The sequence below is a fragment of the Mesorhizobium sp. B1-1-6 genome, assembly GCF_006443035.1.
Classification (GTDB): Bacteria; Pseudomonadota; Alphaproteobacteria; order Rhizobiales; family Rhizobiaceae; genus Mesorhizobium.
This window is the reverse complement of the sequence record NZ_VFWR01000008.1, coordinates 279,610-298,996: the sequence shown is the minus strand read 5'-3', so window position 1 is coordinate 298,996 and position 19,387 is coordinate 279,610. Positions and strand designations below refer to the sequence as shown.

Annotated in this window: 17 protein-coding genes; 7 read left to right on the top strand and 10 right to left on the bottom strand. The window is 61.9% G+C overall.

Translation table 11 applies throughout. The features are described 5' to 3' along the window. Positions 1-1,227 carry an FAD-dependent oxidoreductase gene (locus FJ979_RS18400; protein WP_140559883.1) on the bottom strand — a complete coding sequence of 409 codons (1,227 nt, stop codon included), beginning with the start codon at positions 1,225-1,227 and terminating at the stop codon, positions 1-3. Between the two features lie 163 nt (positions 1,228-1,390). Beyond that, entirely contained in the window at positions 1,391-2,488 is a 1,098-nt protein-coding gene (locus FJ979_RS18395; RefSeq protein WP_140582659.1) for a CaiB/BaiF CoA-transferase family protein, read from the bottom strand. Positions 2,489-2,610: 122 nt separating this feature from the next. On the opposite strand from FJ979_RS18395, the gene FJ979_RS18390 reads away from it, so the two are divergent. Together FJ979_RS18390 and FJ979_RS18385 are read left to right on the top strand one after the other, a co-directional pair. Beyond that, entirely contained in the window at positions 2,611-3,633 is a 1,023-nt protein-coding gene (locus FJ979_RS18390) for an LLM class flavin-dependent oxidoreductase (RefSeq protein ID WP_140582656.1), read from the top strand. Positions 3,634-3,685: 52 nt separating this feature from the next. After that, the gene (locus tag FJ979_RS18385; protein WP_140499244.1) at positions 3,686-4,333 is read left to right on the top strand and encodes a ThuA domain-containing protein; all 648 of its coding nucleotides are present in this window, start codon (positions 3,686-3,688) and stop codon (positions 4,331-4,333) included. Between the two features lie 23 nt (positions 4,334-4,356). On the opposite strand, the gene FJ979_RS18380 is transcribed toward FJ979_RS18385, so the two are convergent. Next, positions 4,357-4,776 carry a VOC family protein gene (locus FJ979_RS18380; protein ID WP_140499242.1) on the bottom strand — a complete coding sequence of 140 codons (420 nt, stop codon included), beginning with the start codon at positions 4,774-4,776 and terminating at the stop codon, positions 4,357-4,359. 67 nt (positions 4,777-4,843) lie between these two features. Continuing rightward, entirely contained in the window at positions 4,844-6,871 is a 2,028-nt protein-coding gene (locus FJ979_RS18375; RefSeq protein ID WP_140582654.1) for an amidase, read from the bottom strand. Between the two features lie 373 nt (positions 6,872-7,244). Between FJ979_RS18375 and FJ979_RS18370 the strand changes: the two genes are divergently transcribed. Beyond that, positions 7,245-7,445: a hypothetical protein gene (locus tag FJ979_RS18370; RefSeq protein WP_140582651.1), complete on the top strand. Its 201-nt coding sequence runs from the start codon at positions 7,245-7,247 to the stop codon at positions 7,443-7,445. 66 nt (positions 7,446-7,511) lie between these two features. On the opposite strand, the gene FJ979_RS18365 is transcribed toward FJ979_RS18370, so the two are convergent. Both FJ979_RS18365 and FJ979_RS18360 read right to left on the bottom strand, forming a co-directional pair. Further along, a complete protein-coding gene (locus FJ979_RS18365; RefSeq protein WP_140582648.1) occupies positions 7,512-8,660 on the bottom strand; it encodes an amidohydrolase in 1,149 nt (382 codons plus the stop codon). Between the two features lie 98 nt (positions 8,661-8,758). Continuing rightward, positions 8,759-9,202, bottom strand: a complete 444-nt coding sequence (locus FJ979_RS18360) for an SRPBCC family protein (RefSeq protein ID WP_140499234.1) — start codon at positions 9,200-9,202, stop codon at positions 8,759-8,761. Positions 9,203-9,450: 248 nt separating this feature from the next. Here FJ979_RS18360 and FJ979_RS18355 point away from each other — a divergent pair, with 248 nt between their 5' ends. Genes FJ979_RS18355 through FJ979_RS18340 form a run of 4 tightly spaced genes read left to right on the top strand, consistent with a single transcriptional unit; the run spans position 9,451 to position 13,311 of the window. Then, positions 9,451-10,311 (top strand): xanthine dehydrogenase family protein subunit M, encoded by an 861-nt coding sequence (locus FJ979_RS18355; RefSeq protein WP_140582646.1) that lies wholly within the window; start codon positions 9,451-9,453, stop codon positions 10,309-10,311. Then, positions 10,311-10,787 carry a (2Fe-2S)-binding protein gene (locus FJ979_RS18350; protein WP_140517305.1) on the top strand — a complete coding sequence of 159 codons (477 nt, stop codon included), beginning with the start codon at positions 10,311-10,313 and terminating at the stop codon, positions 10,785-10,787. Before FJ979_RS18355 ends, FJ979_RS18350 begins: the two co-directional genes overlap by 1 nt. Positions 10,788-10,789: 2 nt before the next feature. Then, on the top strand, positions 10,790-13,054 hold the full coding sequence (locus tag FJ979_RS18345) for a xanthine dehydrogenase family protein molybdopterin-binding subunit (RefSeq protein ID WP_140565536.1): 2,265 nt from the start codon (positions 10,790-10,792) through the stop codon (positions 13,052-13,054). A gap of 11 nt (positions 13,055-13,065) precedes the next feature. Further along, positions 13,066-13,311: a MoaD/ThiS family protein gene (locus FJ979_RS18340; protein WP_140565534.1), complete on the top strand. Its 246-nt coding sequence runs from the start codon at positions 13,066-13,068 to the stop codon at positions 13,309-13,311. 100 nt (positions 13,312-13,411) lie between these two features. Here FJ979_RS18340 and FJ979_RS18335 read toward each other — a convergent pair whose 3' ends face one another. The 4 genes from FJ979_RS18335 to FJ979_RS18320 are packed head-to-tail and all read right to left on the bottom strand — an operon-like array spanning position 13,412 to position 19,046. Further along, positions 13,412-14,155 carry a hypothetical protein gene (locus FJ979_RS18335; RefSeq protein WP_140565531.1) on the bottom strand — a complete coding sequence of 248 codons (744 nt, stop codon included), beginning with the start codon at positions 14,153-14,155 and terminating at the stop codon, positions 13,412-13,414. A gap of 2 nt (positions 14,156-14,157) precedes the next feature. Further along, positions 14,158-15,273, bottom strand: a complete 1,116-nt coding sequence (locus tag FJ979_RS18330) for a hypothetical protein (protein WP_140582643.1) — start codon at positions 15,271-15,273, stop codon at positions 14,158-14,160. Beyond that, the gene (locus FJ979_RS18325; RefSeq protein WP_181181787.1) at positions 15,266-17,470 is read right to left on the bottom strand and encodes a sensor histidine kinase; all 2,205 of its coding nucleotides are present in this window, start codon (positions 17,468-17,470) and stop codon (positions 15,266-15,268) included. Before FJ979_RS18325 ends, FJ979_RS18330 begins: the two co-directional genes overlap by 8 nt. After that, complete coding sequence (locus FJ979_RS18320; RefSeq protein WP_181167672.1) at positions 17,463-19,046, bottom strand: class I SAM-dependent methyltransferase; 1,584 nt, start codon at positions 19,044-19,046, stop codon at positions 17,463-17,465. The genes FJ979_RS18325 and FJ979_RS18320 overlap by 8 nt, the downstream gene beginning before the upstream one ends. Between the last annotated feature and the right edge of the window lie 341 nt (positions 19,047-19,387).

Sequence of the window (19,387 nt, the reverse complement as noted above, 5' to 3'; positions counted from 1 at the left end):
TCATGACGCTTCCCATCCGGGAAAGCGGTCCGGCCGCAGCCATGTCTGGGCTGGGCTGCCATTGCCGGAAAACACGGCGTCAACCAGCCAGCGCGCGGTGGCGGGGGCGGCATGCATGCCGATGGAACCCATGCCGCCATGCACGAACAGGCCCTCGACGGCCGTCCTGCCAGCGACCGGCAAGCCATCGGACAGCATCGGGCGGTTGCCGGGATAGACGTTCCTGACCTGCGGCGCGCCGAGGCCCGGCAGCATGCGCAGCGTGCGGCTGGCGATCCGGCTCGCCATGTCGGTGTTGCGGACGAGATCGCGGAAGGCCGGCTGGACGGAGGCGCCAAGCCTGGCATCGCCGCCGCCCATGGGGTTGAGGCAGATGGCTTCCACCGCCGGCTGGTCGTCGCGCTGCGCGGCGACATCGGCAAGGCCGTCGAGCCTCATGCGCCGGCCGAGCTCTTCCTGATCCGGCCAGGTCAATTCCTCGACGATCCAGGGCAGCTCGAAGTCGAGTTTTCCCAACTGGATCAACCAGCCGCGGCCGGCGGTGAAGGGCAGGCCGGGCAGCGGTCCGTCGCCGACGGTGCGGCGCAGAAGGTCCGACATCCACAATCCGTTGGCGATGAAGACGAGATCGGCGGGAACGATCCCCTGGTCGGTCAAGATACCCTGGACCTTGCCGCCCCTGGAGAAGATCTGGGCGACGCGCAGGCCAGTACGGATCGTCGCGCCGGCCTCACGGGCGGCGTGGGCGAAGGCATGTGTCGCGCCCATGGGTTCCAGCGTCCATGCACGGCCGACGGAATAGGCGCCTGCCACGTTGAAGCCGACACGCGGGTGGTCGCGCGCCAGTTCCTTGCCCGTGATCTTTTCCATCGCCACGCCGGCTTCCCTGTAGCGGTCGGCCACGGCGGCAGTCGCCTCGAAACTCGCCTCGTCTTCGGAAATCAGCAGATGTGCGATGGCGGCGAATTCGAAGGGAACGGGTCCGTCGGCAAGCTCGGCATAGATCGCGACGCTGGCGTCCAGCAGTTCGACGACCTCTTTCTGCGGGCCGGTGAGCAAGGTGCCGGTGTTTCGTCCTGAGGACTCGGCGGCGATCATGCTCTGCTCGAGGATCGTCGTCTTGAGACCGTGGCGGGCCAGTTCATAGGCGAGCGTGCAGCCGGCGATGCCGCCGCCGATGACCACGGCATCCATTGGTGTCTGGACGCGAGTCGAGTTGAAGGACATGGAGCGCAGCCTCCTCCCAATGAAAGCATCTCGTATACTCGTATACGAGATGCTTTTCAAGTATGCCGCCCACGACTGCCGCAAGTGCCGCCACGATATCGTCTTCGGTCCGAGCCGGGCGCAGGCCAGTCGGCGATTTCCTCAGCAAAGGCGGGTAGCCTATTCAACGACTTGCGGCTGAATCCGCAAGTTCGGCACGAATCTCCGCACCATGTTCGTCGCGTGCCGGACTTTTCGCCGGTGCCTTTGCCGTCCGTTTGGAAAAACGGGGGGCGGAGGCAGCTTGGAGGGCGCCATTCTCGACCAACCAGGAGCCGCGTGCGGCCATGTGCGGATGCAGCGCCGCCTCATGCGGGCTGAGCACAGGCCCGACGCAGGCATCCGTTCCTTCGAACAATTTCATCCACTCGTCTCGGGATTTTTCGGCAAAGATCGCTTCCAGCCGGCTGCCGAGCTCAGGCCAGAGGCCGCGGTCGAACTGAGCGGCGAACTGCGGATCGCCGCCCAGACCAAGCCTGTCGAGGAACAGCGCATAGAATTTCGGCTCGACGCACTGGACGCTGATGAAGCCGCCATCAGACGTGCGGTAGACGCGGCACCAATGCGGTCCGTCCAGAAGGCTCCGGCCACGCTCGGCGGCAAGCCCGCCGGATGGTGCGAGCGACATCAACAGGTTCATCATATGGGCCGAGCCGTCGACGATCGCCGCGTCGACGACCGTGCCTTCACCACCGGCGCGGGCGTTCATGATGGCGGCCAGCATGCCGATCACCAGATAGAGCGCGCCGCCGCCTATGTCGCCGACCAGCGTCGGCGGCGCCATTGGCGGCTCGCCCGGCAGGGAAGCATACCAGAGTGCGCCCGACACGCCGGTATAGTTCATGTCGTGGCCGGCGGTGCGGGCGAGCGGGCCTTCCTGCCCCCAGCCGGTCATGCGGCCATAGGCCAGGCGAGGGTTGGCGGCCAGACACACATCTGGACCAAGCCCGAGACGCTCCATCACGCCCGGCCGGAAGCCCTCGATCAGGCCGTCGGCGGTGGCGATCAGGCGCATCAGCACGGCAACGTCCCCGGCATCCCTGAGGTCGAGCGCGATAGAGCGCTTGCCGCGATCGAGCAGCGAGCGCTCGGGAAGGCCCGGCACGGATGCATGCTTGCGGTGGACGACGATCATGTCGGCGCCGAGATCGGCGAGCAGCATGCCGGCAAAGGGCGCCGGCCCCAACGCCTCGATCTCGACGATGCGGATTCCCCTGAGCATCCCACCCTCCACGGCATTCAAACTTTCGGTAAGGCACACTTTTGGTGTCACGCAGGGGCGACGGTGTGTAACCCTGCTCTTTTGGCATTGAAGCACGTGTCGCCGGTATATACGTCAGGGCCATGAAAAAAATCGGTTTCTTGTCATTCGGGCACTGGACGCCCTCGTCGCAATCGCAGGTGCGCTCGGCGTCGGACGCGCTGTTGCAATCCATTGATCTCGCCGTCGCGGCCGAGCAACTCGGCGCTGACGGCGCGTATTTCCGCGTCCACCATTTTGCCCGACAGCTCGCCTCGCCATTTCCGCTGCTGGCGGCGGTCGGCGCCAAGACCAGCCACATCGAGATCGGCACGGCGGTCATCGACATGCGCTACGAGAATCCGCTCTACATGGCGGAGGACGCGGGTGCCGCCGACATCATCGCAGGCGGGCGCCTGCAGCTCGGCATCAGCCGGGGCTCGCCCGAACAGGTGATCGATGGCTGGCGCTATTTCGGCTACGCGCCGCAGGAAGGCAAAAGCGACGCCGACATGGCGCGGCATCACGCCGAGGTCTTCCTCGACACGCTGCGCGGCGAGGGCTTCGCCCAGCCCAATCCGCGGCCGATGTTTCCCAACCCGCCCGGCTTGCTGCGCCTGGAGCCCCATTCTGAAGGCCTGCGCGAGCGCCTCTGGTGGGGTGCCGCCACCAACGCCACTTCGGAGTGGGCGGCGAAGCTGGGCATGAATTTGCAGAGCTCGACCCTCAAATTCGACGAAAGCGGCAAGCCCTTCCATATCCAGCAGGCCGAGCAGATCCGGATCTATCGCGAGGCCTGGAAGGCGGCCGGCCATGAACGCGAACCGCGCGTCTCGGTCAGCCGCAGCATTTTCGCGCTGGTCGACGACCGGGACCGCGCCTATTTCGGGCGCGGCAATGAGGGCCGCGACCAGATCGGCTTCATCGAGGAAAACACGCGGGCGATCTTCGGGCGCAGCTACGCCGCCGAGCCGGACGTGCTGATCAAGGAGTTGGCCGAGGACGAGGCGATCGCCGAGGCCGACACGCTGCTGCTCACCGTGCCCAACCAACTCGGCGTCGACTACAACGCCCATGCCATCGAGGCGATCCTGACCCATGTCGCGCCGGCGCTGGGTTGGCGCTGACAGCCGAGCCGTGTAACCATCGCTGCTGCGGACAGTTCAGGAGGTTCACTGCATGGCAAAGAAGGCCTTGATTGCCTGGGGTGGGTGGGAAGGCCATACGCCCCAGCGCAGCGCCACTGTGGTGCGCGACATGCTGGAGCGCAATGGATACACGGTCACGCTCGGCGAGGGCACGGGGATGTTTGCCGATCCGGAGTTGAACTCATTCGATCTCATCGTGCCCGTCATCACCATGTCGAAGATCGAAAAGTCCGAGCTGCAGAATCTGACGCGCGCGGTTCGACAGGGAACGGGACTCGGCGGTTTCCACGGCACGATGGGCGACAGTTTCCGCAACGAGCCGGACTATCAGTTCATGACCGGCGGCCAATGGGTCGCGCATCCCGGCGACATCATCGACTATCGCGTGGTCATCACCAAACCGGACGATCCGATCACGAGAGGCATTAGCGACTTCGCCTACCGGTCGGAGCAGTACTACATGCATGTCGACCCGAGCAACGAGGTGCTGGCGACGACCACCTTCACCGACGAGCATTTCCCGGGCATCGGCGGCGTCGACATGCCGGTTGTCTGGAAGCGAAGATATGGCGCAGGCAAGGTCTTCTACAGTTCGCTCGGACACACGGCGGATGAGTTCGCGATGCCGGAAATGGCTGTCATCGTCGAGCGTGGTTTGCTCTGGGCCGCGCGGGGGTAGCTGCCCACTGAAACCGCGACAGCCTACCAATCGGCGACGCGATCGCCGCCTGTGAATTGCGCGCTCTTGCCGGTGTATTCGAACAGTTCGATCTTCACGCCGTCGGGGTCGCGCAGCCAAGCCTGATAGGTGTCGTCGCAGGCGAGTTTTTTCGCGGTGACCTCCACGCCCCTGGACGCGATATGCGTGATCGCGGCGTCGATATCCTCCACCTCCAGGCAGAAATGGTTGATCTGGTTCGTCTCGCTGAACCGCGCACCCTCTTTGTGAAAAACCTCGATATGGCTGCGGCCGCCGCAATTAAGGTAGAAACCGAAAATCTTTCCGTCGCGCAGGAAATTGAACTGGATATCAATGCCCAGGACATCCTCGTAGAAGCGCCGTGTCTCGTCCAGATCATTGGCGAAGATGCAGACATGGGCGAGTTGTTTGACCTTGATCATGGCTGGCTCCTCATAATTTCGCAGGTTCACATAGCCCGGCGCGAAATTGGCCCGCGTGGGCTCATCGTCATTCAATCCCGCCGGTGACCACATAGGCGCCCGCGCTGCGTCCATCCCGCAGCCGCATCACCGCCGTGACGATCGAGCCGTAGGGGCCGCGCCAGACGCTGTGGATCCGTTGATGCTCCGCGGCCGGGACAAACGCCCGGCCGGTCAAACGCGCGCCGGCTCGCCGCATCGCTACGGCCTCTCCGTTGACATGCACCTTGATGCAAGCGTGCTCCGTCTCGGTTGCGTCGACGGGGAGGTCGAGCGTGATGACGATCTCGTCCTGATCGCCGCTGTCGCGCGTCTCGGCCGCAAGCTTGATTGCGAGCGCGGGCGCCTCGCCATTGCCGGCTTGAGTGGGCCGGCGCGAAAACACGTCATCGGCCAGTTCGGGCGTGCGCGGCGGGCGTGTGCGGCGCCGCGTGGAGCGCTCGTAATCGCCGGCTATGCGCAACAGCCTTTCATCGTCATAGGCCTTGCCGGCGAAGGTCAGGCCGACCGGCATGCCGATGTCGGCCATGGTGCCCATCGGCACGGTAACGGTCGGGATGCCGAAATGCCGCCACACCAGATTGCCGTTGGCGACCCAGGTGCCGTTGCGCCAGGCAAGCGCGGCGGAGGCCTCAGTGATGTCGGCATCGGCGGGCCCGACATCGGCGACGGCAGGCAGCACGACGGCATCAAGCCTGTTCGCGTCCAGCCAGTCCTCGAAATCGAGCCGCCGCGTCGCTTCCAGCCCTTTCAGCCCGTCCTCCATCGTCGGAATGGCCCGGAACGGCGTGACGCCTGATTTCGCGCGCTCGACATACTGTGCCAAGTCGAAACCGCCTTCATAACGGTCGGGCAGCGTGCCCGGTGGCTGCGGAAAGATTTTCGGGCCGTCGACCGAAACGAGATCGGGAATGTTCAGATCGTCGTTCGCGCGCAAAAAATCATCCCAGGCTGAGATGCAGAGGTCCCAGATCTCGCGATCGGCGAAGTCCGGCGGCACCAGAGCGCGGTCGACCATGGTGCGCGCGCCGGGGCGATCGCGCTCGTAGTTGGAGACGACAGGAAAATCGACCTCCATCACCTCGGCTCCAAGCCGTCTCAGGTCCGCCGCCGCTTGCTCCCAGAGATCAAGCACGGAGGCGCGGGTTTCGATCGGCCGGTCGGCGCCGCTGTCGCGGCCGATATACATTCTGGGCACGCCAAGCCGCATGCCTTGCAGCGACCCCGCTAGCACCAGATCGGTATAGCGCGGCGGTCGGATTTCGGAACTCTTCGGCAGCGCGATCCAGGGCTGCGCGCGCCAGAAATCGCCCCGCGTCTCGGGATCGTCGGCGACGATCACATCCAGCAATTCGAGCATGTCGGGCACGCTGCGCGTGTGCGGCACGACGACATCCATGGTCGGCACAAGGGGCCAGTTGCCGCGCACCGAAATGACACCGCGCGAGGGCGTATAGGCTACCAGCGCGTTGTTGGTGGCCGGCGCACGCCCGGACGACCAGGTTTCTTCGCCAAGCCCGAAAGCGCAGAAGCTCGCCGCTGTCGCGGTGCCCGAGCCATTCGAGGAGCCGGACGCGAAGGCGGCGGTCAGGTAATCGGCATTGTAGGGGCTTTCGGCGCGGCCATAGACTCCGCGCTGCATGCCGCCATTGGCCATGGGCGGCATGTTGGTGAGGCCGATCAGCACCGCGCCGCCGGCGCGCAGCCGGGCGACGGTGAAGGCGTCCTCGTTGGCGATGAGATGCTCGAAGGCCGGCGAGCCGGCGGCAACAGTCAAGCCGGACACTTTGTAACTGTCCTTGGCGGTGTAGGGGATGCCATCGAGCGGGCCGAGCGTCTTGCCCTGGCTGCGGCGCCGATCCGAAGCCGCGGCGTCCTCGAACATATCAGGATTGAGAACCGGGACCGCATTGAGGCTAATGCCGTGCCGGTCGAAATGCGCGATGCGCCTGAGATAAGCACCGACAAGTTCGACGCTGCTCACCGTGCCGTCGTCGAGTGCGCGCCGCAACTGTTCGATCGTCGCTTCGACGATGTGAAAGCTGGCATCGATCATCTTCTGGCCCCTGGCGATCGTTTCCAGGCATGGATGAGCGAGGCCGCCGGCTTCGGCAAGGGCCAATCGCGATTGACGGTGGTCCTGGCGGGTCGGGCGCGGTGCCGCGATTGCATATCCCGGTTGGCAAAAAGCGGCTGACCGATGCAACCTCTAATAGAGACGGCGCGTCAGGTGCCTTCTGGAGCGGCGAGGTCCGGATCCGGCAACGAGGAGTTGCGCCTCTGGTGTCGTCCGTGGGCAACTATTCGCCAAATAGTGAATATCAGTCCCTCAAAACGACTTGCAAGCGTAAGCTGAAGCTCGCAGAAGTTGCGGCGGAAGCATGCATTGAAGAAAACTCATGCCGCCATCCCAGCATGAAGGGGGAATCATGCCTGACCAGAATGCCCTAATCCGCGCTGCCATAGGGCGGCTGCTTGCCGAAAAAACCGGAGTTGCCGCCCTTTCAATGAAGGAAAGCATCGAGGAATTGCTGGAGCGAACCGGCGAGATGGTGACCGAGGACAGCCTGCAGGATCTGCTGCTCGAGATGGCCGAGGTCCGTGGAATGACGGTTGTTCTCGACGTTTAGCGAAGCCGTTCCGCCACAGCCCGGGCGTGGCGTGCCGGCTCGCCCCGATCGGCCATCCGGCCTGCCTCACCCCAGCAAGCTGCGCGCCGTGCGCATGAAGATCTTCGACCCGATCGGGATCAAATCGTCGGGGAAATCATAGTCGGGATTGTGCAGGGCAGGGTGGCGCTCACCGGCGCCGAGGAAGAACATGGCCGACGTCGCGCTGTGGCCGAACAGGCCGAAATCCTCCGAGGCGCGCATCGGCAGGGCTTCTTGCGTGTGCGCGACGCCCTCTTCGTCGAGGGCGCGTTGCAGATGCTCCACCGCGTCCGGCGCGTTGACGCTGGCGACAAAGATCTCGTGGTAGTCCCGGCTTGCGGACAGGCGATGCTGGCCCGCGATCTTCGTGACCAGCGCTTCCGCGGCGGCGCACAGATCCGCCATGCGCTCGTCGCGCCTGGTGCGCAGCGTCGCCCAGACCTCGGCGTGGGCGGGCGCGATGCCGAACACGGCTTCGCCCATCTCGGCGTGGGTCACGGTGACCATGCCGAAATCGTCGTCGGCGAAAGTTCCGCGCCCGAGCGCGGGCAGGGCAGGCATCAACGCGCTGATCGCCGGCATCGGCGAAATTCCGGTCTCGGGCATGGAGGAATGCGCGGTCTTGCCCTCCAGCACGATGCGCATGCCGCGCGAGGCGCAGTTGACCACGCCGGGCTTGAGCCGCACCTCGCCGAACGGCACGCCGGGCAGATTGTGCAGCGAAAAGGCGAAATCGGGCGCGATCTCGCCGAAACGGGGGTCGGCAACGACACCGGCGGCGCCATTGCCGGTTTCTTCCGCCGGCTGGAACATCAGCACGACGCGACCGCTTGCAGGCCGCTCGCGCCCGAGCTGGCGTCCGAGCGCCGCCAGGATCGCGGTGTGTCCGTCATGGCCGCACATATGCGACTTGCCCGGCACGCGCGAGGCATGCGGCACGCCGGACAGTTCCTCGATGGGCAGCGCGTCGAGTTCCGAACGAAACAGGACGGTTGGTCCGTTTTTGCCGCTGTCGTAGACGGCCGCGACACCATGCCCGCCCAATCCGGTCAGCACCTTGTCGGGATTGGTATCGGCGAGGAAGTCGACGACGGCTTTTGCCGTCTTTTCCTCCTCGTTCGAGATTTCCGGCTGCTGGTGCAGCTTGCGCCGCCATTCGGTCAGCTCGACGATGTCCCGGTTGGTGAGAGTCATGATTTTGGCCTCCGCTGTATCGCTCACGACGCGCCCGATCGACCGGGCGCGTCGGAAGGATAGCTAGCGGCAAATGGCTGAAACCGCCACCGTCTGGCCTATTGATTTATCTCGGGCTCGACGAGCTTTGCCAGGTTCCGCAGCGACTCCTGCCAGCCGAGATAGCAGGCTTCGACCGGGATGACGTCGGGAATGCCGGCCTGGGTGATGTCGATCTCGGTGCCGACAGATACTTTTTTCAGGGTGACGGTCACCTGGATCTCGCCCGGCAGATTGGGGTCGTCGAACCTGTCGGTGTAGCGCAGGCGCTCACCGGGAACGAGTTCGAGATACTCGCCGCCGAAGGCATGGCTGTCGCCGGTGGTGAAGTTGCGGAACGACATCTTGAACGTGCCGCCCACCTTGCCCTCGAAGTGATGAACCGTGCAGGTGAAGCCGTTCGGCGGCAGCCACTTCGCCAGCGCGTCGGCCTCGACGAAGGCGCGATAGACTTTTTCCGGGCTGGTGGTGAGAACACGGTGCAAACGTACGGTGCCGGGCATATCATATCCTTTCATAATGCCTGTTCGATGCCCCAAGGACGAGCGGGGCCCGGCCAGTCCGACACCGGCTCCTGGAAATTTTTCAGAGCCTCGGCCGTGGCCTGCGCGACTGGCTTACGCCAGTTCAGCCTGGGTTGGGACTCGATTTTGCGGCGGCTGGCCCAATCGTCGAAAATGACGAACCGGATAGCCATTATGAGGAGACTGTTTATAACGGTCGCTGAGATCGCTGTGACCAAGGGGAGACGATGCGCTACATACGTCCACTTTCAATCGAAGATGCCGTTGGCCAGTTGGCCGGATCGGCCGGAACGGCGGCCATTCTCGCCGGAGGCAGCGACCTGCTGGTGAGGATGAAGGGCGGCTTCATCGAACCCGAACTGATCGTCGACATCAAGGCGATCGCGGCCTTGAGCGAAATCAGGGAGACGGCCGACGGCTTCAGCATCGGTGCGGCGGTTCCTTGCGCGGTGCTGGGAGAGAACGCGGCCCTGAAGAAGGCCTGGCCCGGCGTCGTCGAGGCGGCCAAGCTGATCGGCTCGAAGCAGGTGCAGGGACGCTGCACCATCGTTGGCAATCTGTGCAACGCCTCGCCGGCGGCCGACAGCGTGCCGGCGCTGGTGGCGGCCGGCGCCAGGGCGGTGATCGTCGGGCCCGCGGGCCGGCGCACCATTGCCGTGGAGGCGGTGCCGACCGGACCGGGCAAGACGTCGCTCGCCAAGGGCGAGATCATCGAGGCGATCCTGCTCGACAGCCAAGCGCCGCGCTCGGGCGACGCGTATCTCAGGTTCATTCCCCGCACCGAGATGGATATCGCGGTGGTCAGCGCCGGCGTGAACCTGACGCTCGACGAGCAAGGTGTCGTCAAGGCGGCCCGCGTGGCGTTGGGCGCCGCCGCGCCCACGGTGCTTCTGGTGCAGGAGGCCGCCGAGGCCCTCATCGGCAGGACGCTGGACGAAGCCGCGCTCGAGCGGCTCGCCAAGGTCTGCTCCGGGGCCTGCCGGCCCATCGACGACAAGCGGGGCACGATCGAGTTCAGACGGAAAGTCGCGGGCGTGCTGGCCAGGCGGGCCGCCACGTCAGCCTACAAGCGTGCAGGAGGCAAGTGATGGCCGGTGTAGCAGTTTCAACCACGATCAACGGCGACAGCGTCGAGTATCTCTGCCAGCCCGACGAGACGCTGCTCGACGTGCTGCGCGACCGGCTCGGGCTGACCGGCGCCAAGGAAGGCTGCGGCACCGGCGACTGCGGCGCCTGCAGCGTCATCCTCGACGACCGGCTGGTGTGCTCGTGCCTGGTGCTGGGCGCGGAGGCGCAAGGGCGCCGCGTGGAGACCGTCGAGGGCATGGCGCATGGCGACCGGTTGCATCCGCTGCAGCAGAAATTCCTGGAGCACGCCGCGCTGCAATGCGGCGTCTGCACGCCGGGCTTCCTGATCGCGGCGAAGGATCTTTTGGCCAAGAACCCCGACCCGACCGAGGAGGAGATCCGCTTCGGCCTCGCCGGCAACCTGTGCCGCTGCACCGGCTATGACAAGATCGTGCGCGCCGTCCAGGACGCGGCAAGCGTGATGAAGGGAGCCTGACGATGAATTTCGATCCGCGTTTTTCCAATCGCAATTTCGCTTCGGTCGGCACGCGTCCCATCCGTCCCGACGGCGTCGACAAGGTGACCGGCCGCGCCCGCTACGGTGCCGACTTCAACATGGCCGGCCAGTTGGTCGGGCGTGTGCTGCGCAGCCCGCACGCGCACGCCAAGATCAGGAAGATCGACACTTCGAAGGCGGAAAAGCTCGCCGGCGTGAAGGCGGTGATCACCGCCGCCGACCTGCCCGACCTCACCGATGGCGATGCCGCCATGTACGACATCCTCGACAATTGCATGGCGCGCACCAAGGCGCTCTATGACGGCCATGCGGTGGCCGCTGTCGCCGCGATCGACGCCCGCACCGCCAGGCAGGCGCTGAAGCTGATCGAGGTCGACTACGAGGTGCTGCCGCATGTCACCGATGTCGACGAGGCGATGCAGCACCACGCCCCGCTGATCAACGAGACCATCTTCACCGAGGGGCTGGAGGAAAAGCCGGTCAAGCCGTCCAACGTCACCAAGCGCAGCCAGTTCGGCCATGGCGACGTCCATCAGGGTTTTGGGCAGGCCGACTTCATCGTCGAGCGCTCCTTCAAGACCGAGCAGACGCACCAGGGCTATATCGAGCCGCATGCCTGCGTGGCCAATGTCAGCTCCGACGGCACGGCGGACCTGTGGGTGTGCACTCAGGGGCATTTCGTCTATCGCCAGCATTGCGCCCAGTTGCTGGGCATGGAAGCCTCGAAGCTGCGCGTCACCTCCTCCGAGATCGGCGGCGGCTTCGGCGGCAAGACCCATGTCTGGGCCGAGCCGGTGGCGCTCGCTCTGTCGCGCAAGGCCGGCCGCCCGGTGAAGCTGGTGATGACCCGCGACGAGGTGTTCCGCGCCTCGGGTCCGACCAGCGCCACCTCGATCGACGTCAAGATCGGCGCCCGCAAGGACGGCACGATCACCGCGGCGGAAGCGACGCTGCGCTACACCAGCGGCCCCTATGCCGGCACCTGGGCCGAGATCGGCGCCATGACGGCGTTTGCCTGCTACCGGCTGGAGAACGTCAAGACCGTCGGCTACGAAGTGCTGGTCAACCGGCCGAAGACGGCGGCCTATCGCGCGCCATCGGCGCCGATGGCGGCCTTCGCGGTGGAAAGCGCCGTCGACGAGCTCGCCAAGGAGATCGGCATGGACCCGGTCGACTTCCGCATCAGGAACGCGGCGCAGGAAGGCACGCGATCATCCTACGGCCCGGTCTATGGCCCCATCGGCATCGGCCCGACGCTGGAGGCGGTGAAGAACCATGCGCATATGAAGGCGCCGCTGGGTAAGAACCAGGGCCGCGGCATGGCCTGCGGCTTCTGGTTCAATTTCGGCGGCCAGACCTGCACCGACCTCAACATCGGCATGGACGGCTCGGTCTCGCTTGCCGTCGGCACGGTGGATGTCGGCGGTTCGCGCGCGTCGCTATCGCTGGTGGCGGCGGAGGAGCTCGGCATCGATTATTCGCAGGTCAAGGCCGTCGTCGCCGACACCTCCAGCCTCGGCTACAACGACATGACCGACGGCAGCCGCGGCACCTTCTCCTCCTCCATGGCGACCATCTCGGCTGCCCGCAACGCCATCAAGGTGTTGCGCGAGCGCGCCGCGCAGATGTGGGACATTTCCGTCGACGACGTGGTCTGGGAACAGGGCCATGCGGTGGCCAAGGGCGAGAAGCACGGCAATCTCGGCAAGCTGTCGCTGAAGGAGATCGCGGCGCAATCCGGCAAGACCGGCGGGCCGATCGCCGGCCATAGCGAGCTCGTCGCGGACGGCGCCGGCGTTTCCTTCGCCACCCATATATGCGACATCGAGGTCGACCCCGACACCGGCTCGACCAGGGTGATCCGCTACACCGTGGTGCAGGACGCCGGCAAGGCGGTGCACCCGACCTATGTCGAGGGCCAGTACCAGGGCGGTGCCGCGCAAGGCATCGGCTGGGCGCTCAACGAGGAGTATATTTACGGCAAGGACGGGCGGCTGCAGAACGCCGGCTTCCTCGACTATCGCATCCCGGTCTGCTCCGACCTGCCGATGATCGACACGCAGATCCTGGAAATCCCCAACCCCAACCACCCCTATGGCGTGCGCGGCGTCGGCGAGACCTCGATCGTGCCGCCGCTGGCGGCAATCGCCAACGCGGTGTCGAACGCCGCCGGCGTGCGCATGACCCACATCCCGATGTCGCCGCCGCGCATCCTGGCGGCGATCGAGGCGGAACGGGAAGGCTAGGCTCCAGCGCGATGGTCGAAGTCACGCTCTGGGGGGCGCTGGGCACCGCCGCCGGGGGCAAGAGCAAGGTCGAGGTCGAGGCCAAGGATATAAGGGAGCTGTTCAGGAAACTGGCTGAACAGTATCCCGGCCTGGAGCCGCTGATCGACCGGGGGATCGCGGTGGCGATCGACGGGGTGATTTATCGGGATACGTGGTCGAAGAAGCTGCCGCCGGGGGCGGAGATTTTTTTGCTGCCGCGGCTGGCTGGGGGGTGAGGGGAGGCTGGCTGTCATGTCAGTCATTTGAGCAGCGGCTGTTTTGCCTCTCATGTGGGCATCCCGAGCATCCCAACGCGTCCAAAACCGACACTGTGTCTCAGGCCGAGAATTTACCGTTAATGCAAAAATGTCCCAGCAAAATTCGCCTACGCTTCTCATCCACCAGCGCGTCGGCATACATAGCCCACAAGCGGTTTTGGCAGCGATCGATTACATTGGAGTATTCCGGGTCGTTCATAAGCTTCCGCCAAACGACACCATCGTGTTGAGCCAGCGCAAAGTTAATCGCCGCAGAAGGGCACATTGGGACAACTGGTATTCTCGGACCAGGGTTTTGCATTAGCCCTCTCCATTCGAAACCAGTGATTTTTAAGTCCGGCCCTGGGGCAAAACCGGGCACGCCAGCAAAAGCGTCTTGAGCATGTCCCCCTCTTTGAAAATGGAACAGAGGGTGGGACTCTTTGGGGAGATTGCCCTCTTGTTTTACCTGAGTGTCGATTCTCCAGTGATCCTCCAGCGTAGCAAAGCCCCCATCAATTGGCAGTTTACCTCGAACGCAAACTTGAATTTCGGAAAATACGTCTTCTATCGCGCTGTCGTTTGAGATCGAGCTTCCAAAGCGAAATGAGATGCTCGCATCAAGCAACTCGGTATTGGCAGGATGAATACCTTGCCGTGGAAGCACCATCGGCACCATGCCTGCAAGCATTTTGCCATTGCGAGATGCCCCCTGAAAAGATCCGTGAAGTCCCGCGATTGCATCAGCAATCATCTCTGTCTCGGGAACCCGGCGTAGTGGGTTTTGAAGTTCAATAACATCTTCGATAATCGAATCTAACACGGTTATCGCAGCTCCGCTGCCAACCGGTCGAGGTCGCGTCGGTTTAACCGCCGGTCGTCCTTGTTTCGAAGCGCCACGCCAATAGACGCATAAAGTGGATCGACCCATGGCGCCAAATCTGCCCGAGGCGTGAGGCGCACGCCATACTTCGGATCAACTGGCAAAAACTCAGGGGGATTTTGCTCGTTACTCAGTTGACACTGCCGCCATGGGCGATGGCCGGGGCTTATAAGAGGCATCTTGAGAGCGGCAAGCTCTACACCCAACTCTTTCGAGAGAACTGCTGCACGTTCTCCCGCAGGTGTTGATGCCAAAGGGTTCTCTGCGCTTTTCAATGACATCCATGCCAGTTCAAGCCCCCGTGCCCACCACCGGGGCGAGAACCCGTGTCCCAATCCCGAATAAGCAAATCCGGCGACGAAAGAGGCTATCTTATCCCAATGTTTCTTAGCACTGTCCGGGTCTATGGCTAGACGCGTAATCAGAAGGTTGTGACCAATAAGAAGGCCTGGAGGGCCCAAGAATGAGCGGATGAACGCCCCCGCGGCAACGTGAGTGGCATGCGAGTGTCCATCTTCTATTCTCGCAAGCAAACCGGGGTGAAGCCATTCCTCGATGCGTTGACCATCAATATTAAATAGCTTATTAAATTCCAATTTCCCTTTATCGAATGCAAGAAGTCCTTCATAGACGGTTCGTGTACTAACAATTCTGCGCGCAAATTCATCGCGATGCTTACCAACATCGGACTTGTTTATCCTATCGTCAAAAAGATCATCGCTAGCCGGGTCTCCTGAAACATTCTTCTGTATCGGAAGAATATTAGCAAATCGAATAACTGGATATTCTGGGCCGCCGGATTTTTGGAAGGCTCGTATGTCCTGCGCCAAACCGAGACCGGTACCGTGCTCACCTGCCTCCCCGGATAGCTCGACGTCCATTAGAACACCCTTTGGATGAGCGCCCGTTAAAAGCAACTCACGGCCGACCGACGGCCGCGCGACAACGATTTCGAGCGGGTCAGATCCTTCCGCGAATGCATCCCGATACGAGGCAGCGCTCGCGTCATCATCGTCAACAAAGAGCCACTTTCCCTCGACATCGCCTCTGTCAACCATTGTCGCTCTCCTCCGGCAGAAGAAGCTGAAAGCACGTTGAATATCCTTCCGGTGGATCTACGACTGCTACGCTGCCGCCGGCATTGGTCGCAATTTGCTCAACGATCCAAAGGCCTAATCCGGTGCCCTGAGCATGTTCGTTGTCGGAAGCGCTCGAAGTCGGCGCACTCTGTCGCGTGACGAATGCCTCAAATATCCGCTCGCGCATCTCAGTAGACACCCCATCGCCGGAGTCGCAGAACCGGAGTCTGACCCTGTTGTCCTCTGTGTCTCGATCCGCCACAACCAAGATCTTCCTTGCGTTGCTTGTACGCTTCATCGCCTTTAATGCATTGGTGTGAAAGTTCAAAAGAACTGACGCGAGCTCCGCTTCGTGCATCGGGGCAGTGTACAGGGGATCCAGCGGAGGTGTCTCAACCTCGATCTTTGTAGCTTGGGTTTCCGCGTGCGCTCGTATCCCCCGCGCAAAGTCCTCAACTGCTTTGCTCAGGCTCACCGGATGAATCTCGCGAAGCGCGCGGCTCGCAACTGTGGCGTTCAGGTAGCCAGTTAGGGTGTCTAAACGAACCAAAGCTTCTCGCGCTCGCGAAGCCAACTCCAAGAATTTTTTATCGTCTTGCTTTGCCGAGACTGCGACCTCAAAAACCCGTTCCAGGTCCAACCTGAAGGCTTCGAATGCCATTCCCGTCTCATGGCTGAACTCAGCAGTCGTCATGCCGAGCGAGGAGAGAAGCCTCATCATTGCGCCTGCATCAGCAACTAGACGTCGCTCGGTTGCAATGATTTGCTCTTGCTGCTCGATTACTTTCTCTGCCGCTGCAGCACTTTCTACTAGAAGCTTTGCAGGCCCGGGATCGGATGAAGAGTTGGCGACACTCTCGGCTGCTTCACGGGCAGCGCGCATAGCAGCACGCGCTTCGGATAAAGCTGTCGTTATCTCCGGCCGTGGAGAAGGTGTGCTCGTCCTAGTCTTGCGTCCGCGGTCGGCTTGGATTTCAGTCGCCGCTGTGATGAGCGTCGAGGAGGTGACGTTTCGAAGCTCCCGGAAAGCCGTAGTTTCTATTAAGCCCTCGCGGGAAGTGTGTTCCTCGAACAGGGCACCTTCCGGGTCAGAAATCTCAACAACACCGAAGAAGTTTCTATTTGCGATCGGCGCGAGGAAGTCTCGACGGCTATAGATCTCGTCAAGTCTCAACCAGTCGTCGTCTCGCTCACCGTAGGGTGTTACCCTAAAGCCATTTCGATAAAGCCTAATGCCTCCTTCACGAGATAGTATATCCCTGACCCGAGTAAAGACTACACTCGGTAGCAAAGTAGGATCAAGGATGACATGATAGGCTTTCATTGCAACATTTCGAAGTGACCCATAGCTTGCCGCTTCAGAATTATCGCGAGCCTCATGGTGTATAGGTCGCCAGTCCCTTAACTCGCCGAAAGCATTTTTTGTTATTCGCCACATGGCCCGACCGCGATCATCGATCCGCATTTCAATAATCACAGGCAAGTGGTCGAGTATCTCGGTCTGCATATTGGCGACGACGGTCTCATCCTGGAAAAGGCCGCCGCCGTCGCGGAACTCCACTGCAAATCCCGGATCGATCATTGGATCCTTAACAGGCGTAACGGGAAAGGGCTGCTGCAGCGCCAAGACACTCCGCCAACAGCTTCTGATTTGACCCGGCGACCAGTCGTCATTCAAGCCTTCAATTCTTAGCGTTGTCCCTGGCGCGGTAGCAGGCGATTTGCGGAGAATGACGCTGACGTCATCGAGGCGTTTCCCCGCTTTGAACTGGGTCCAGTCTGCAACGAGCTGCCATGCTGATGGTCCGCCGTCGACCTGCGTCGTTAGAACGAGGCGATTGCCGAGGCGTTGAGCCGAGAACCTCCCTATCCCTTTTCGACCGGCTCGTGTGCGCCTGTACTTAGGCGATTTGGGCTCAACGACTTTTAAATCCGACGCGAGCCTCAAGAAGCCGTTTACGATATCATCTCGCGACATGCCGACGCCGTTGTCTTGTATCGACAGCACGGCGCCCGGACCTCCCCTGCCGTCGAACGAGACCGTGACAGAGGTTGCGTCAGCGTCATAGGCATTCTTGACCAATTCAACGAGAGCTGTCTCCTGCTTTGCAACGAGTTCGCGCCCAAGCCGATTCACAATTGCTGCATCAGCATGAAAGTTGACGATCTCAGACATTGCTATACTCGAATTGGCGGGCTTCTCCGCGTCGTCTTGCATCACGAACGTGTTCGAGCATTTCTTCGAGCTCACGGGCCGTTGTCAGCCATTCCGCGCCGAGGATCGGCGGAAGCACCATAGCGTCCGCGAGGCGACGAGCTTCGTCCATCTGGCCGCTGCGGAGTTTTTTGTCGATGACGAGAACTGCCTCGGAAGCCACACCGTCGGCAAGCGCAAAGACGGGCATCAATCGCGCTTCTTGCAACTCGAACTTCAGCAGACCACCACCGTATCCTCTGCCAATTCCTTCAGCACATAACTGACCAAATGTCGATAAAATGGAAACGACTGCCGAAAGTCGGTCGTGCTCGCTGGTTGCTTTCTTGAAAGTCACTTGATGTAACGTGTTTGTGCAGAACACACCACCTTCTACCAATGCTAAGCGAGGGCCTTTATCGTTCATGTAAGTGAAAACAGCATCACATCTTTCGATCTTGCCGACCATCCACCAAGGCGATCTTTTATTGAGCCACAGTGTTTCCCGCCTGGCCTTCGCATTGATCAACGCCAATCTTGATCGAACGCCACTACCACGTTCACCCAAGTCACGTGGCGTGAGCATCCACGTTTTCTCACCGTTGTGACCGAGCAAATAAAGATCTTGCTTGTCAACAACAATCCCACAGACATGCTTCGCGCGTGTGATTACGGGAGTGAGATCGTTCTTATCGATCTTATGTCTTGCAACCTCTTGTTGGTTCAGGAGAAACACAGCGTTCCTTCCCGTGACGAGGCCGATAGAAATGTCGGCGATCTCTCCAAGCGGTCGAGAAGCACTTGTTAGCGCGTCAAAAGCGGGGGTCCTGGCGTAGGTTCTGCTCAATGCCCCACGCGGCAAGCCGTCGTGGTTCCAAACACCACGAGTTATCGAGGGAGCCGGTCCGGCCTGATACCCATCCGCCAAAACCAGCACACCCCGTTCGTCGGCGGACCCAACCCACAAGGGTTTGTTCGGGAGCTCCTGCAGAGAAAGTTCCTGAAATTCGTTTTTCAGTTGGAGCAAAAGATCTTCGCCATACCGACTAAAGCTCGCGGCAGCGGGCGCGAGAAAGGCCATTCGGCCACCCGGCCGCAAGAACTTACGTGCGTGCAGGGCGAAGTATACCCAGAGGCCCGCCGCACCCTTGACAGGGTATCGCTTTTTGAGTCGCGTTCGCTGTTCGATGCCAAGCTGGTGGTTCCGGGTAAATGGGGGATTGGCCAAGACCACATCAACCGACGCAGTCATTTTCGGGTCAAGATCGAAAAAGTCCGAACAGATCAGATCGACTTCAGGGCCAGTCGTCGTGCTGAGCACATCGATTACAGATTTGTCGACATCACATGCTATGACTCGGACCTTGGGAGCGAGATGTAACGTTCGTGCATGTTCCAGTGCAGGGAGGAGGAGGCCTCCTTCCCCAACGCTGGGTTCGAGAATGCGTTCATGCCCTGTGCGAACAGCCCAGGAGACAATTGAGTTTGCTTCGAAAGCGGGGGTAAAGAACTGACCTAGCAGCTTGCGACTTGGCCGTTCCTGAATCCCCATCTTCATCCACTCACTTCGCCGTCGGCCAGTTCGCCCCATTCGCTTGCCGATCGTATGGAGCTTGTACGACGGGGCAACCCGTCATTGTGATAGAACAGATGTTTATCGGGGCCAAGTCCTTGGTACTGGCCGCATAGATAAAGGTCACTTGCGCATTCGCCCTCGGCGATGGCCGCGGCCGTGGCTGTCGACGATCTTGACATTGTCGCCGACGCCCTTTGAGCAATGCTACATATATGCCTCCGCCCGACTTCGGCGAAAATCGGCATCTCGCGTAAATCCGCGTTCATCTACAACTCACCCGACTGAGACCATCTGGTCCCAGGGCGCGCTCTTCCTCCGAGTTG

What these genes read in the sequence shown, in the direction of transcription:
- FJ979_RS18400 (WP_140559883.1), bottom strand. Translation starts at nt 1,227, where the DNA reads ATGTCCTTCAACTCGACTCGCGTCCAGACACCAATGGATGCCGTGGTC.
- FJ979_RS18395 (WP_140582659.1), bottom strand. Translation starts at nt 2,488, where the DNA reads ATGCTCAGGGGAATCCGCATCGTCGAGATCGAGGCGTTGGGGCCGGCG.
- FJ979_RS18390 (WP_140582656.1), top strand. Translation starts at nt 2,611, where the DNA reads ATGAAAAAAATCGGTTTCTTGTCATTCGGGCACTGGACGCCCTCGTCG.
- FJ979_RS18385 (WP_140499244.1), top strand. Translation starts at nt 3,686, where the DNA reads ATGGCAAAGAAGGCCTTGATTGCCTGGGGTGGGTGGGAAGGCCATACG.
- FJ979_RS18380 (WP_140499242.1), bottom strand. Translation starts at nt 4,776, where the DNA reads ATGATCAAGGTCAAACAACTCGCCCATGTCTGCATCTTCGCCAATGAT.
- FJ979_RS18375 (WP_140582654.1), bottom strand. Translation starts at nt 6,871, where the DNA reads ATGATCGATGCCAGCTTTCACATCGTCGAAGCGACGATCGAACAGTTG.
- FJ979_RS18370 (WP_140582651.1), top strand. Translation starts at nt 7,245, where the DNA reads ATGCCTGACCAGAATGCCCTAATCCGCGCTGCCATAGGGCGGCTGCTT.
- FJ979_RS18365 (WP_140582648.1), bottom strand. Translation starts at nt 8,660, where the DNA reads ATGACTCTCACCAACCGGGACATCGTCGAGCTGACCGAATGGCGGCGC.
- FJ979_RS18360 (WP_140499234.1), bottom strand. Translation starts at nt 9,202, where the DNA reads ATGCCCGGCACCGTACGTTTGCACCGTGTTCTCACCACCAGCCCGGAA.
- FJ979_RS18355 (WP_140582646.1), top strand. Translation starts at nt 9,451, where the DNA reads ATGCGCTACATACGTCCACTTTCAATCGAAGATGCCGTTGGCCAGTTG.
- FJ979_RS18350 (WP_140517305.1), top strand. Translation starts at nt 10,311, where the DNA reads ATGGCCGGTGTAGCAGTTTCAACCACGATCAACGGCGACAGCGTCGAG.
- FJ979_RS18345 (WP_140565536.1), top strand. Translation starts at nt 10,790, where the DNA reads ATGAATTTCGATCCGCGTTTTTCCAATCGCAATTTCGCTTCGGTCGGC.
- FJ979_RS18340 (WP_140565534.1), top strand. Translation starts at nt 13,066, where the DNA reads ATGGTCGAAGTCACGCTCTGGGGGGCGCTGGGCACCGCCGCCGGGGGC.
- FJ979_RS18330 (WP_140582643.1), bottom strand. Translation starts at nt 15,273, where the DNA reads ATGGTTGACAGAGGCGATGTCGAGGGAAAGTGGCTCTTTGTTGACGAT.
- FJ979_RS18325 (WP_181181787.1), bottom strand. Translation starts at nt 17,470, where the DNA reads ATGTCTGAGATCGTCAACTTTCATGCTGATGCAGCAATTGTGAATCGG.
- FJ979_RS18320 (WP_181167672.1), bottom strand. Translation starts at nt 19,046, where the DNA reads ATGAAGATGGGGATTCAGGAACGGCCAAGTCGCAAGCTGCTAGGTCAG.